The sequence below is a fragment of the Raineya orbicola genome (assembly GCF_002843425.1).
GTDB lineage: Bacteria > Bacteroidota > Bacteroidia > Cytophagales > Thermonemataceae > Raineya > Raineya orbicola.
Window position 1 is genome coordinate 25,749 of record NZ_NKXO01000017.1, and the last position, 14,662, is coordinate 40,410.

General features: G+C 38.8%; 13 protein-coding genes. 6 read left to right on the forward strand and 7 right to left on the reverse strand.

Going from position 1 to position 14,662, the window contains the following annotated elements:
- Position 1 precedes the first annotated feature (1 nt).
- From Rain11_RS06420 to Rain11_RS06445, 6 genes are all read right to left on the reverse strand, one after another.
- Complete coding sequence (locus Rain11_RS06420; protein WP_101358525.1) at positions 2-778, reverse strand: enoyl-CoA hydratase/isomerase family protein; 777 nt, start codon at positions 776-778, stop codon at positions 2-4.
- A 5-nt stretch (positions 779-783) separates the two neighbouring features.
- Positions 784-1,029 carry a 4a-hydroxytetrahydrobiopterin dehydratase gene (locus tag Rain11_RS06425; RefSeq protein ID WP_101358559.1) on the reverse strand — a complete coding sequence of 82 codons (246 nt, stop codon included), beginning with the start codon at positions 1,027-1,029 and terminating at the stop codon, positions 784-786.
- A 20-nt stretch (positions 1,030-1,049) separates the two neighbouring features.
- The gene (lysS, locus tag Rain11_RS06430) at positions 1,050-2,783 is read right to left on the reverse strand and encodes a lysine--tRNA ligase (RefSeq protein WP_101358526.1); all 1,734 of its coding nucleotides are present in this window, start codon (positions 2,781-2,783) and stop codon (positions 1,050-1,052) included.
- A gap of 101 nt (positions 2,784-2,884) precedes the next feature.
- Positions 2,885-4,081, reverse strand: a complete 1,197-nt coding sequence (locus Rain11_RS06435; protein WP_101358527.1) for an S-adenosylmethionine:tRNA ribosyltransferase-isomerase — start codon at positions 4,079-4,081, stop codon at positions 2,885-2,887.
- Between the two features lie 99 nt (positions 4,082-4,180).
- Positions 4,181-4,981 carry a zinc ribbon domain-containing protein gene (locus Rain11_RS06440; RefSeq protein WP_101358528.1) on the reverse strand — a complete coding sequence of 267 codons (801 nt, stop codon included), beginning with the start codon at positions 4,979-4,981 and terminating at the stop codon, positions 4,181-4,183.
- Between the two features lie 31 nt (positions 4,982-5,012).
- Entirely contained in the window at positions 5,013-6,110 is a 1,098-nt protein-coding gene (locus Rain11_RS06445; protein ID WP_101358529.1) for a Nif3-like dinuclear metal center hexameric protein, read from the reverse strand.
- Positions 6,111-6,232: 122 nt separating this feature from the next.
- Here Rain11_RS06445 and Rain11_RS06450 point away from each other — a divergent pair, with 122 nt between their 5' ends.
- The gene (locus Rain11_RS06450) at positions 6,233-6,619 is read left to right on the forward strand and encodes a DUF1987 domain-containing protein (RefSeq protein WP_101358530.1); all 387 of its coding nucleotides are present in this window, start codon (positions 6,233-6,235) and stop codon (positions 6,617-6,619) included.
- Here Rain11_RS06450 and Rain11_RS06455 read toward each other — a convergent pair.
- Complete coding sequence (locus tag Rain11_RS06455) at positions 6,612-8,096, reverse strand: acyl-CoA synthetase (protein WP_101358531.1); 1,485 nt, start codon at positions 8,094-8,096, stop codon at positions 6,612-6,614. The genes Rain11_RS06450 and Rain11_RS06455 overlap by 8 nt on opposite strands.
- Positions 8,097-8,229: 133 nt before the next feature.
- Between Rain11_RS06455 and Rain11_RS06460 the strand changes: the two genes are divergently transcribed.
- From Rain11_RS06460 to Rain11_RS06480, 5 genes are all read left to right on the forward strand, one after another.
- The gene (locus tag Rain11_RS06460) at positions 8,230-9,828 is read left to right on the forward strand and encodes an FMN-binding glutamate synthase family protein (protein WP_101358560.1); all 1,599 of its coding nucleotides are present in this window, start codon (positions 8,230-8,232) and stop codon (positions 9,826-9,828) included.
- Between the two features lie 110 nt (positions 9,829-9,938).
- A complete protein-coding gene (guaA, locus tag Rain11_RS06465) occupies positions 9,939-11,465 on the forward strand; it encodes a glutamine-hydrolyzing GMP synthase (RefSeq protein WP_101358532.1) in 1,527 nt (508 codons plus the stop codon).
- A gap of 12 nt (positions 11,466-11,477) precedes the next feature.
- Positions 11,478-11,690 carry a KTSC domain-containing protein gene (locus tag Rain11_RS06470; protein ID WP_101358533.1) on the forward strand — a complete coding sequence of 71 codons (213 nt, stop codon included), beginning with the start codon at positions 11,478-11,480 and terminating at the stop codon, positions 11,688-11,690.
- A gap of 17 nt (positions 11,691-11,707) precedes the next feature.
- Positions 11,708-13,150, forward strand: a complete 1,443-nt coding sequence (locus tag Rain11_RS06475; RefSeq protein WP_101358534.1) for a CCA tRNA nucleotidyltransferase — start codon at positions 11,708-11,710, stop codon at positions 13,148-13,150.
- Positions 13,151-13,341: 191 nt separating this feature from the next.
- Entirely contained in the window at positions 13,342-14,511 is a 1,170-nt protein-coding gene (locus Rain11_RS06480; RefSeq protein ID WP_101358535.1) for an acyl-CoA dehydrogenase family protein, read from the forward strand.
- Positions 14,512-14,662 lie beyond the last annotated feature (151 nt).

The window sequence follows — 14,662 nt, forward strand, 5'->3', positions numbered from 1 at the left end:
GCTATTTCCCTTGAAAATTCGGTTTTCTTTTTTGTAAAAAGGCTTGTACGCCTTCGGCGAAATCTTGGGTTTTGAAGTTAATTCCCTGATTTTCAGCTTCTATTTCCAAAGTTTTTTCCAAAGTTCCTTTGAAACCTTCACGCAAATTGGCTTTGGTATGTTTGATAGCCACCCAAGGACCCGAAGCCAAACGTTCTGCCATTTCTTTGACAACCTTATCCAGCGTTTCCTCCTCGCAAACCTTATTGAGCAAACGCAAATGATATGCCTCATCGGCGGTAAAAATACTTGCCATTGTCATTAGTTCAAAGGCTTTGTAGTAGCCAATGCGACGAGGCAAGAAAAAAGCACCGCCTCCATCGCTTGAAAGAGCGATATTGGTGAAAATTTCGCTGAAACGAGCATCTTCGGAAGCAAAAAGCATATCGCAAGCCAGTGCCAAATTAAAGCCCAAACCCACGCATACCCCGCGAATTTTGGCAATAATGGGTATATCCGTGTAATGCATCGCTAAAATCAACGGATTGACGCAAGTTTTCAGGTATTCTGTAACCCCCGACATCAGTTCTGCTCCGCCTGCCACTAAATCTGCTCCACTGCAAAAATCTTTGCCTGCCCCTGTCAGAATAATTACACGTGTGCCGTCGGTTTCACTGGCTTGGATAGCTTCGTGAATTTGCAAAACCATTTGCTTGGTAAGGGCATTTTTACGCGTGGGGTTATTGAGCGTTATGGTTTTGATATGATTTTCAAGACTTACTAAAACAGGATTTTCCATAAAAGCTATTTTTGATATTTGGCATAAATTTTATCAATTGCAGACGCCAACTTGCGGTCTTTTTCGGTAACGATATTGCCTGCATCGTGAGTGGTAAGGGCAATTTCTACTTTATTATACACATTAGCCCACCAAGGGTGATGGTTCATTTGTTCGGCAAGCAGGGCTACTTGCGTCATAAAGGCAAAGGCTTCCGAAAAATCAGAAAACTCAAATTTTGCCCGAAGTTCGTTATTTTGTTCTTGCCACATATACACAAAATTTTGTTTTTTTAACTTAACCACGAGGCTACTTCTTCTTTGGTAGGATTTTTGACATTATCCAACTTCATTTTCTTTCGCATTCCACAAATATCATTGAAAAGTTTATTGACTTCATATTTTTTAAGTTCCTCAATGGTGAGAATACCCATTTTTTGCAAAATAGGTACAAGTTCTTCCCTGATGCCCAAAGCGGTGTAATCTTCTATTTTAGCCATTTGAGGCTTTTTTTCAGGACGCATTTGCGGGAAAAATATTACTTCTTGAATAGAGGGCTGGTTGGTCATTATCATTGTGAGCCTATCAATGCCGATGCCAATACCTGCCGTAGGGGGCATACCATATTCCAAAGCTCGTAAGAAATCTTCGTCCATTGCCATAGCTTCCTCATCACCTCTTTCGGCAAGGCGAAGTTGCTCTTCAAAGCGTTCTCGTTGGTCAATGGGGTCGTTAAGTTCGGAATAGGCATTGCAGATTTCTTTGCCATTACAAATGACCTCAAAACGCTCTACCAAACCTGCCTTACTGCGATGTTTTTTAGTTAGTGGCGACATTTCCACGGGGTAATCTAAAATAAAAGTAGGCTGAATGAGGTGAGGCTCAACTTTTTCACCAAAAATTTCATCAATGAGCTTTGCTTTTCCCATAGAGTCATCTACCTCAATTCCCATTTTTTGGGCTTCTTGAGCAAGTTCGCTTTCAGAAAGTTTTTCAATATCTAAACCTGTAAATTGCAAAATGATTTCTTGCATTGTATAACGCTTCCAAGGGCGTTTGAAGTCAATGATATGCTCACCTACGCGTACCTGCGTAGTACCGTGTAAGTCCAAAGCGACTTTTTCAATCATTGCCTCAACGGTATCAGCCATCCAGTTGTAATCTTTGTAAGCAACGTAAATTTCTACTTGTGTAAATTCAGGGTTGTGAAAACGGCTCATACCTTCGTTGCGGAAATCTTTGGCAAATTCAAAAACCCCTTCAAAACCACCTACAATAAGTCTTTTGAGGTAAAGCTCGTTAGCAATACGCAAGTAGAGCGTCATATCCAGTGTATTGTGGTGCGTGATAAAAGGACGAGCCGCCGCACCGCCGTGAATAGGTTGCAGAATAGGCGTTTCTACTTCCAAGTAGCCTCTTTCTTGCAAAAATTGCCGAATAGAATTAACCAGTTTTGAGCGTTTAATGAAAATATCTTTTACGTGAGGATTAACAATTAAATCTACATAACGTTGGCGGTAACGTTGTTCGGGGTCGGTGAAGGCGTCGTAGGTTTTTACATTGCCTTGCTCATCTTTTACTTCTTTTACGATAGGCAAAGGGTGCAAAGATTTGCAGAGCAATTTGAAACTTTTGACGTGTATGGTTATTTCACCTGTTTTGGTGGTAAAGACAAAACCTTGTACGCCAATAATATCGCCAATATCCAAAAGTTTTTTGAAAACCGTATTATAGAGGGTTTTATCTTCGGTGGGGCAAATATCGTCCCTTTGTACATAAATCTGTATTCTACCTGTGGAGTCTTGCAGTTCGGCAAAAGAAGCCGAGCCCATAATCCGAAAACTCATCAGCCTACCTGCAAGAGATACCGCTTGATATTTTTCGGGTTGTTGAGGAAAGTTTTGCAAAATTTCTTGGGCATATGCCGTAACTTCAAAAGTTTCGGCGGGGTAGGGGTCTATGCCCATTTTCATCAGTTCCTCCCGTTTCTGACGTCTCAAAATTTCTTGTTCGCTTAAATTTTGCATAGCTTGATTTAGAAAATTAAGTTTTGCTCTTGTTTTAGGCTAAATAAAAACAAGACTGCAAATTTTGAAAAAATGTTTGGAAAAAGCAAAATCTATTGCAGTTACGAAGGTAAAAGTAAGGAAGAATCTCCGTAGCTTAAAAATCGGTAGTTGTTTTGTAGAGCGTGTTGGTAGATTTTTCGCCAGTCATTGCCTACAAATGCGGCTATAAGTAAAATAAGCGTAGTTTGTGGCATATGAAAATTAGTAATTAGTCCCTTGCAGACCTTGAAATCATAACTTGGGTAAATATAAATTTCTGTGCTTCCTTGCAGTTCGTTTATTTGGTGTTGCTGCATAAGTTCTTTGATAGCTTGTAGAGCTTCCTGCAAAGGGGGGTGTTGAGAGACGGGTATTTGATAAGGAACTTGTTGCTTTATATGCAAAATAGGAGAGTGGCTTTTTCCTAAAATAATTTCTGTTCCGAACCAGTACAAACTTTCAAGCGTACGCATTGAGGTTGTACCCACAGGGATAATATTTTTATGAACATTGTTTATTAAATTTTCAATATTTTGTAATGAAACTATTAAACGTTCTGAATGTATTTTATGTTCTTGAAAATTAGCCACTTTAATAGGTTGAAATGTTCCTGCTCCAACGTGTAAAGTAAGAAAATCATAAGAGATATTTTTATTTTTGAGATTTTCAAAGACATTTTCAGTAAAGTGCAAACTTGCCGTAGGGGCGGCAACAGCTCCTTCTTTCAGAGCAAAAATAGTTTGGTAACGCTCCTTATCTTTTTCGCTTACTTCTCTTTTAATGTAAGGAGGTAAAGGAATTTTACCTAAACATTCTAAAATTTCAGCGAAACTAACTTTTTCATTTTCCCACTCAAAGAGCACTCGGTTTTCGCTTACAAGTGAGCATTTAAGGCTTAATTCTTCTTTTCTGATAGTGATAGGAACTTCAATAGCATCTTTGAAACGTTTTTTATTACCAATCATACATTCCCATAAGCATCGCCTACGAGCCTGCATAGCTATGGTTACAAGGCTATGAGGTTCTACGGGTTCAAGCAAGAAAATTTCAATCCACGCTCCCGAAGATTTTTGCAAAAGCAAACGAGCAGGAATAACTTTGGTATTGTTAAAAACTAAAAAGCTATTTTGGGGTAAAATTTGAGGCAATTCGTAGAAAATATGGTCGGCAATAGTGCCTTTATTGTAAAATAGCAACTTGGCTTGGTCGCGTAGGGGTAAAGGCTCTTGGGCTATAAGTTCAGGGGGTAAGTGGTAGTCAAAGTCAGAAAGTTGCATTGGTAGAACATTTTAGTTAAGGGTAGCATAGAAAAAATGCAGATACGCACTGATGTACATATCTGCTGTATAATTTTCGGAATTAGCAGGTGAGAGCGATTATGCTTCCTCAGAAATTTTTTTCAGTCCTTTTTTGCGAGTAGTTTTTTCTTCTGCTACTTGTTGTATTTCTTCTACACCTGCCAAAATTCTTCCACAATGTTCGCAAACAATAATTTTTTTTCTTTCGCGAATATCTACCTGTCTTTGAGGAGGTACCATACTATAACAACCGCCACAGGCATCTCTTCGTACAAGAACTACTGCCAAGCCATTAGAGGAGTTTTTGCGAATTTTCTCATAAGAAACAAGCAAACGTTCATCAATCTGATTTTTTTGCTTTTCTCTTTGAATCAAAAGATTTTTTTCATCTTCTTCGCTCTCTTCAATGAGTTGGGTAAGTTCTTTCTGTTTCTCTTCTAAAAACTTTTTACGCTCTGTGAGGGTCTTTTTTACGTTTTCAATTTCAGCTTTTTTAGCATCAATTTTCTCTTTGGCTTCTTTGGTTTTTTTGTCGCATAGTATAATTTCTAGCTCTTCGGATTCTATTTCTTTGGCAAGGGCTTCGTATTCGCGGTTATTCTTTACATTCATTTGTTGCCCTTTGTATTTATCAATGAGCTTTTCAGCTTCTTTTTTGCGATTTTTCATTTCGTTGATAACCTGTTCCCACTCCTTGATTTGCTCCTCAAATCGCTGTATGCGTGTCTGATAACCAGCAATTTCATCTTCAAGGTCTTGTACTTCATTGGGCAAATCCCCACGCAAGCGTTTTATGCTATCCAGTTCGCTATCAATTTTTTGCAACTTCAAAAGAGCTTCTAATTTTTGCTCAATGCTTTTTTCTGCTATTTGTGCCATACAAATTGGGATTTCGTTTCAAACCGCAAATTTAGAAAAAATAATCAATAGGATTGGTAGAAATTTGAGAAATTTTTAATGGAATATGAGGATTTTTTTCTTGTAAAATTTTTGTGATTAGATTTTTGGTAAAAACTTCGCTTTCGTAGTGTCCGATATCTGCAAGCAAAATTTGCCCATCAGCATCAAAGAATTCGTGATACTTGATATCTGCGGTAATAAAAACATCTGCTTTTTGTGCAATAGCTTTTTTGAGTAAAAAGAAACCACTTCCACCACATAAGGCTACTTTTTGAATTGGCTTTCCGAGTAAAGCGGTGTGCTTAATGACTTTCAGATTCATTTTTTCTTTCAAATAACCCAAAAAATCTTTTTCGGTCATTGGATTTTCTAACATTCCTATCGCTCCCGCTCCTATTTCCTGATTTTCATTTTCCAAGAGGTGCAAATAGTAAGCAATTTCCTCGTAAGGGTGAGCTTTGCGTAGTGCTTTGAAAATATCATTTTTGGCGTGAGCAGGTAAAATTACTTCCAACCTTGTTTCGGGGGCTTGCTCCAAATAGCCTTGCGTACCTGCAAAAGGATTAGCTTTTTCGTTGGGGCGATAGGTACCCATACCTTCCAAACGAAAACTACAATCTTGATAATTACCGATTTGACCTGCCCCTGCTTGCCAAAGTGCTTCTAAAACCTTTTGTGCGTAATCGGGTGGGCAAAAAGTTGTGAGTTTGTACAGATTTTGCGTAGTGGGTGCTAAAACTTTTATATTTTTCAAACCCAAAATAGAGGCAATGTGGAAACTTACACCATTTTGTACATTATCCAGATTGGTATGAATGGCATACAGAGCGATATTTTGCCGAATAGCTTTGATAAGTACTCTTTCAACATAATTTTTGCCTGTAAAAGTTTTCAAAGGCTTGAAAACGATAGGGTGATGGGCTACTATGAGATTACAATTTGCACGAATAGCCTCGTCTAAAATGGCTTCTGTGATATCTAAACTTATCAAGATGCCTGTAATGTTTGCTTCCAAATTACCATAAATCAGACCTGCATTATCATAGCTTTCTTGATAAATAGTGGGTGCAAAACCTTCCAAGAGGTTTATTACTTCTCTGATTTGCATAAAGCCAAACTTTAAGTTTTGAAAAAAGATGTAATTTTTCTTTGCTTTTTGCAGTTGCTTGAAAATAAAATTTTATTAGCTTTGCAAAAATAGAAAATTTTACTTCTGCAAATTGCCTTGCTATGGAAAACTTAATAATTAAGGCTACCGAACAAACTGCTGATGTAGTGCTTAATGCCAATGAAGGAAAAATTGAGTTTTCGGGGGTTTCTATACCCGAGGATTCTTACTCCTTCTTTACGCCTATTTTGCGATGGCTTGATGCATACATCGAAAAAGCACCTGCTAAAACAATAGCGACTTTCAACATAATGTATTGCAACACTAGTTCCTCAATGTATATTTCCGAAATTTTGCGAAAACTTCGCAAACTCAAATCCACGGGCAGAGAAGTAGAAATACATTGGTACTACGAAGAAGACGATGATGATATGCGTTTGCTTGGAGAAGATTTCAAACGAATCAGCCAATTGAACTTTAAGATTTTGGTTGCTCCTTCGGCTATTTGAGTAGTTTTTTGAGTTCAGGTTTTATTACTTTTCCCATAGCATTGCGAGGAAAATCCTCTACAAAAAGAACCTTGGAAGGGATTTTATAGTATGCAAGGATTTCTTTCAGCCAGTTTTTCAAAGAGGTTTCATCAAGCTCCTTATTTTTAGCAATAACAAAACCTACAATTTTTTCGCCTTTATCATCATCGGAGATGCCTATTACTGCACAATCGCTAATTTGTGGGTGTTGGCGTAAGGTTTCCTCAATTTCAATAGCTGAAACCTTGTATCCTGCGGTCTTGATAATATCCGTAGATTTTCTGCCTAAAATTTTGTAGTAGCCCTCGTCATCTTTCAGGGCTATATCACCTGTTCTAAAAAAGCCATCAGCAGTAAAACATTCAGCAGTGGCTTGTTCTTTTTTCCAGTAACCCACAAACACGTTATCTCCTTTTACTTGAATTTCACCTGCTTCGCCTTGTGGTACTGGTTGGTTGTTGTCATCAACCAAACGTATTTGAATATCAGGTAAGGGCAAACCTACCGAGCCTGCTTTTCGTTTTCCGTGCAAGGGGTTACTGATAGCCATACCTATTTCGCTCATTCCATAGCGTTCTAATAGAAAATGCCCACTGATGTTTTTCCATTCCTCTAAAATACTTACAGGTAAAGCCGCCGAACCCGAAATCATTAGCCTCATAGATTTACAGGCATTTTGCATAGCGATTTTTTCAGTTTCGCTGGCTTTATGCCATTCGGCAATGAGGCGGTTGTAGATAGTAGGCACTGCCATAAAAACCGAAAATACTTCTTTTTGCCACATTTGCCAAACTATTTGAGCTTCAAATTTAGGCAAAAAAACAACCTCCGCACCTGCATACAAAGCACATTGTAAAGCATTAACGATGCCGTGAATATGATGTAGTGGAAGTACGTGTAAAATTTTATCGTTTTCTTTCCATTCCCAAGCTTTTACAAGGGTTTCAATCTGAAAAGCCAGATTTTTGTGTGTAAGTATTACACCCTTGGGCTTGCCTGTGGTGCCAGAGGTATAAATCATTAAGGCAGGGTTTTCTAAATGTACTTTGGGTAGAGCAGAAAAACCTTGTAAATTTTCTGAACGATATTCAATTTCTTGCCAAGTAAGACTTGGTACGGAAAAGTTTTCGGAAGTAAATTGATTGTGTAAGATTACCAAAGAAGCCTCACTATCCTGAATAAAATATTCCATTTCTGCCTTGGGGTGAAGTGGCGAAAGTGGTACGGCGATTCCTCCTGCCAGCCATATACCCCATTGTACTGCTACGTACTCCTTGCAAGAAGGAAATAAATAGGCAATTCTCGCACCTTGCAAAGAATTAGTGTGTAGTTGGTGCATCAAAAAGTAAGCTACTTTTTGAGCATTTTCATAAAGCTCTTGATACGTATAATGCCCTTTTTCATCGCAAAGTGCGATTTTAGAGCCAAATTTGGAAGTTTCTTGAAACCAAAGCATTTGATATAAAATCTTTGTATCACAAAGTTAAGCACTTTGAATGTTACGAAAAAATGTTTTTTCAAAACTGATAAAAATTTGCTTTATACGGAATTTTTTGTATTTTCAGACCGCACCTAAAATTCGTATGCTTATGGAAAAAATTTCTGAATGGATTGAAAAAATTATTCAGTGGGAGGAGTGGAGCTTACATTTCTTGTGGCTTCTTATCCCCATAATCCTGATTTATATGCTTATCAGCGACCTAACGAACAAGGCTCAAACCATCAAACGCAATTTTCCCGTGATAGGCAGGTTGCGGTATTTGTTGGAATCTATTGGTCCTGAACTTCGGCAATATATTGTGGCTAATAACAGAGAAGAACTACCTTTCAATCGTAGTGAGCGGTCTTGGGTGTATGCCTCTTCCAAACAACAAAACAACTTAGAGGGCTTTGGTACAGATAAAGACCTTTATGCCGCAGGACACGTGTTTATCAATCCAGCTCTTTTTGCCTATCGTATGCCAGAAGACCACCCTAATCGTAAAGACCCTTATTTTGTGCCTTGTGCCAAAGTAATGGGACTTTACAACAAACGCAAACGCCCTTTTAGACCTTACTCTATTATCAATATTTCGGCGATGAGCTATGGTTCGCTTTCTAAAAATGCCGTACAAGCGATGAATTTAGGAGCGAAAATGGTTGGTTGCTATCATAATACAGGTGAAGGTGGGCTTTCGCCTTATCATTCCAACGGAGCAGATGTAATTTTCCATTTCGGTACAGGGTATTTTGGTGTGAGAGATGAAAAAGGAAATTTCTCAATGCAAAAAATGGTGGAGTTAGTTGAAAAAAATCCTTTTATCAGAGCTATTGAAATCAAACTTTCACAAGGAGCTAAACCGGGTAAAGGAGGAATTTTGCCCGGGAAAAAAGTAACTGAGGAAATTGCCCAAGTAAGAGGTTTGAAAGTGGGTGAAGATGCTATTTCGCCTGCTTATCATAAATCATTTAGCAATGTTCCTGAATTATTAGATTTTATTGAAAATATCGCTGAAAAAACAGGGTTGCCTGTAGGTTTCAAAGCCGCCGTTGGGAAAATGGAAATGTGGGAGGAACTAGCAGATTTAATGCTCAAAACAGGAAAAGGACCTGATTTTATCACTATTGACGGAGGCGAAGGGGGAACGGGTGCCGCTCCTCACTCTTTTTCTGCTCACGTTTCTTTGCCTTTTATTTTTGCTTTTACAGAAGTTTATAAAGTATTTCAGAAGAGAGGACTTACAGACCGAATTGTTTTCATTGCATCAGGCAAACTAGGGTTTCCTGCTAAGGCTCTTATGGCTTTCGCTTTGGGGGCAGATTGCATACACGTAGCACGTGAGGCGATGCTTTCTATAGGTTGCATTCAGGCACAAGTTTGCCATACCAATCGTTGCCCCGCAGGGGTGGCTACACAAAACAAATGGCTTATGGGAGGATTAGACCCCGCTCTCAAATCTGTTCGTTTTGCTAATTACATCAAAACTTTTCGGAAAGAAGTTTTGGAAATTGCCCACGCTTGCGGCTATGAGCATCCTTGCCAAATGACTATGCACGATGTAGAGGTAGGTATGGGGGTAAGCGAAAGCACTAAAACACTTTTTGATAATTTCGGATACGAAAAAACGCCTGTTGCTTTCACGAGTGTAGCAGATTTGATGAATTGCCCATATTTGGGAAGCCCACCTCAAAAAATTAACTTTAAATAATTTATCAGCAGGCAAGCTCGTTGGGGCTTGTCTTTTTCTTGAAAGTCTAAAAAATCATTTTAATCTTGGCTTAATTTATTGTATCTTTGCCGTCCCAACTTAATATTACAATGGACAAAATCATTATTTTAGACTTTGGCTCGCAATATACCCAGCTCATTGCCCGCAGAATACGAGAATTGAACGTTTTCTGCGAAATTTATCCTTTTCACCATTTGCCAACAATAAGCCCAGAAATAAAGGGCGTTATTCTTTCTGGAAGTCCTTGTTCTGTAAGAGATAACAATGCCCCAGACATAGATTTGCAAGCTATTCGTAAAAAAGTGCCTGTTTTAGGAATTTGCTATGGTGCTCAATTGCTTGCTCAAAAATTTGGCGGAAATGTTGAACCATCGGCTACACGCGAGTATGGCAGAGCTAACCTGACGGAATTTGAAGCGGATAATCCCCTTTTTCATCATATTTCGCCTCATTCGCAAGTGTGGATGAGCCACGGTGATACGATTACCCAAATACCTTCTGATTTTGTAACCATTGCCCGTACCGAAAGCATACCTGTTGCGGCTTTTCAAGTGCAAAATGAAGCAACTTTTGGTTTGCAGTTTCACCCCGAAGTTACACATTCCTTGGAAGGGAAGCAGATTTTGCAGAATTTTGTTTTGGAAATTTGCGGCTGTCAGCCTACTTGGACAGCCACTTCTTTCATTCAGAGCAGTGTAGAGGCTCTGAAAAAAGAATTAGGAAATGATAAAGTGGTATTAGGTCTTTCAGGAGGAGTGGATTCCAGCGTAGCGGCTTTGCTTTTGCACAAAGCTATCGGGAAAAACCTGTATTGTGTTTTTGTTGATAATGGACTTTTGCGTAAGAATGAATTTGAAAGCGTATTACATTCCTACCAAGATTTAGGTTTGAATGTAAAAGGGGTTGATGCCAAAGTAGAATTTTACCAAGCCCTTGCAGGTCTCACCGACCCCGAAGCCAAGCGAAAAGCTATCGGGAAAATATTTATTGATGTTTTTGAACGTGAAGCAGGACAGATTAAAGATGTAAAATGGCTTGCACAAGGCACCATTTATCCTGATGTAATAGAAAGCGTGAGTGTTTCAGGTCCTTCGGTTACTATCAAGTCGCATCATAATGTAGGAGGCTTGCCCGAAAAAATGAACTTGAAAGTGGTAGAGCCGCTTAAAATGCTTTTCAAAGACGAGGTGAGAAATATCGGGAAAGAATTGGGCTTGCCTATTAACATTTTGCACAGACACCCTTTTCCTGGACCAGGGCTTGCTATTCGGATTTTGGGCGAAATTACCGCTGAAAAAGTCAAACTTTTGCAAGAAGTAGATGCTATTTTTATTGAAGGCTTGAAAAAAGCCGAACTCTATGACCAAGTTTGGCAGGCGGGGGCAATTTTATTACCAGTGCAGAGTGTAGGGGTGATGGGTGATGAGCGTACCTATGAGCGAGTAGTGGCTTTGCGTGCGGTTACGAGTACAGACGGAATGACCGCCGATTGGGCAAGATTGCCCTACGAGTTTTTGGCTCAAATTTCTAACCAAATCATCAATCAGGTGAAAGGGGTGAATAGAGTGGTATTGGATATATCCTCTAAACCGCCTGCTACTATTGAGTGGGAATAAAAAACTCTTAAAATGAAGCACATTGCAGTAGAATCCTCAATGATTACTTCGGTAGCTTACGATGCTAAAAAGGAAATTTTAGAAGTAAAATTCAAACAGGGACAAGTATATCAATATTTTGAAGTACCTTCAAAGGTATTTGAGGAGTTACTCGAAGCAGAATCAAAAGGTAGGTATATGAGAAGCCACGTGATTGATTGTTATCCGTATGTACGTGTGCGATAAAACTTTGTGATTAGGAAATGTCTGATAAATTTGATTATATATTTGCAGAAAATTCGTTTTTAGCCCAACTGGCTCAAATTGTCCAAGAAATTGGCACAGAAGCCTATTTGGTAGGTGGGTTTGTGAGAGATTTGCTTCTGGGACGTATAGGTAAGGATATTGATATTGTTTGTGTGGGTAGTGGGGTGGAGTTTGCTCTGAAAGTTGCTCAAAAGTTAGATGAAAACATTTCTGTAACCACTTATCGTAATTTCGGAACGGCAATGTTTCGCTATAAAGAATGGACTTTGGAGTTTGTAGGAGCAAGGAAAGAATCGTACAGCCGAGATTCTCGCAAGCCTGTTGTAGAAAATGGTACTTTACAAGATGACCAACATCGCAGAGATTTTACTATCAATGCACTTGCCATTTCTTTGAATAAGCAGAATTTTGCTACACTCATAGACCCTTTTGGCGGTGTGGAACATTTGCGTAAAAAAATTATCCAAACGCCGCTCAATCCTGATATTACCTTTTCCGATGACCCTTTGCGAATGATGAGGGCTATACGTTTTGCCTCAAAACTTGCTTTTGATATAGCCCCTGAAACATTTGAAGCAATTATTCGGAATAAAGAACGCATACAGATTGTCTCCCAAGAACGTATCACTGATGAACTCAACAAAATTATTCTTTCCGATAAGCCGTCTTATGGCTTCAAGTTGCTTTTTCATTCGGGGCTTTTGCATTACATTTTCCCTGAAATGGTAGAATTGCAAGGGGTAGAAGCCGTAGGTGATAAAAGGCACAAAGATAATTTTTATCATACCTTGCAAGTGTTGGATAATTTAAGTGAGAAAACTAAGGATTTATGGCTTCGTTGGGCGGCAATTTTACACGATATAGCCAAACCTGCCACCAAACGCTTTGATGAAAAGGTTGGCTGGACTTTTCACGGACACGAAGAAAAAGGTGCTAAAATGGTACCGCATATTTTCCGAAAACTCAAATTGCCTATGGGTGAAAATATGCGTTTTGTGCAAAAATTGGTGCGTTTGCACCTGAGACCCATTGCTTTGGTGAAAGATAATATCACAGATTCAGCTTTAAGACGTTTGCTTTTTGAGGCAGGAAGCGATTTGGAGGCTTTAATGCAACTATGCCGTGCTGATATTACCTCCAAAGACCACCAAAAAGTAAAAAAGTATCTTGCTAACTTTGATAAAGTAGAACAAAGACTCAAAGAAATTGAGGAAAAAGACCGCTTGCGAAATTTCCAACCGGTCATTACAGGAGAACTGATTATGCAAACTTTTGGCTTGAAACCTTGTCCCGAAGTAGGAAACATCAAAGCAGAGGTGCGAGAGGCTATCTTGGAAGGAGAAATCCCCAATGCCTTGCCCCAAGCCTTTGAATATATGCTTAAAGTAGGTGAAAAACACGGATTGAAACCTTTGAAAAAGGATACTCCTATGCAGTAATTGATTATCTGTAACCTTTTTCTAAATTTGTATAAAACACTTTTTACAACGAGCAAATAAGTTTTTTTCTTACAGAAAAACAATTTTTCACAGCGTTTATCTACTTGCTTGCAAAAGTAGAATAAAACATTTTCAGGCAATCAGCGTTTTACTAACAAATTTTTTATATTTCATTTCAAAATTAAATGCTTATGAAATCACTCTATTTCAAAGAAGAGCACAACTTATTTCGTGATAGTGTTAGAAAGTTTTTACAAAAAGAGGTTATTCCCTTCATCAATGCTTGGGAGGAAGAGAGGCGTATTCCCAAAGAAATTTTCAAAAAAATGGGAGAGCAGGGTTATTTAGGTTTGAATTTCCCTGCTGAATATGGAGGGGTAGGGGCAGATTTTTGGTATTCGGTAGTATTTTTGGAAGAAATTGCCAAAGTAGGAGCAGGGGGCTTCCCAACAGCCGTAAGTGTTCATCAGTATATGGCTATCAACCACATTTTTAGGGCGGGAAGTGATTTTCTGAAACAAAAATATCTTGTTCCTGCAATTGCAGGTGAAAAAGTTGCCGCTTTGGGCATCAGTGAGCCAGGGGCGGGTTCTGATGTAGCATCTATACGTACCAAAGCCGTAAAAGATGGCGATTTTTATATTATCAATGGTGCGAAAACCTTTATTACCAATGGCACTTATGGCGATTTTATTACGCTTGCGGTTTCTACCAATCCTGAAAATAAGGCGGGGGGGATAAGTCTGATAGTGGTAGATTTGGATAGTGAAGGTATCACACGTACCAAGCTCAAAAAAATGGGTTGGCATAGCTCTGATACTGCTGAAATTAGTTTTGATAATGTTCGCGTACCCAAAGAAAATTTGGTAGGTGTAGAAAATTTTGGGTTTTACTATATTATGGAAAGTTTTCAGCTGGAGCGTTTAGTGGCGGGAATTATGGCGGTAGCGAGTTCTAAATGGATTTTGGAGGAGACCATTCGTTATATGCACGAAAGAGAAGCTTTCGGCAGAAAGATAGCTAAATACCAAACCCTACGTCATACGATAGCCGATTTGGCTACCGAGTTGTATGCCGCCGAGCAAATGGTGTATCATACTTGCTGGCTACAAAATGAAGGCGAAGTAGCTGTAAAGGAATGTTCTATGGTGAAACTGCATTGTTCTGAACTCGCCAACAAAGTAGTAGATAGGTGTTTGCAAGTTTTTGGAGGCTATGGCTATATGGAAGATTATTTGGTTTGCCGAGCCTATCGTGATGCTCGTGTAGGTACTATTGCAGGGGGAACGTCTGAAATTATGCGAGAAATTATTGCTAAAATGATGATTGATGATGTAGAGTACAAGCCTGTCTATTCTTAAAAAAACGCAAGAAGGAAGGTAACAAAATTACCTTCCTTACTCCAAGAGTTTTACACCTAAGTTTTTGATAGCAAGGTTTGAATAAAGGTTTTATTCAAATCTTTGTAGCAAATCTAAATGAAAGATAAGTTAGAATGAATGACAAAAGTCA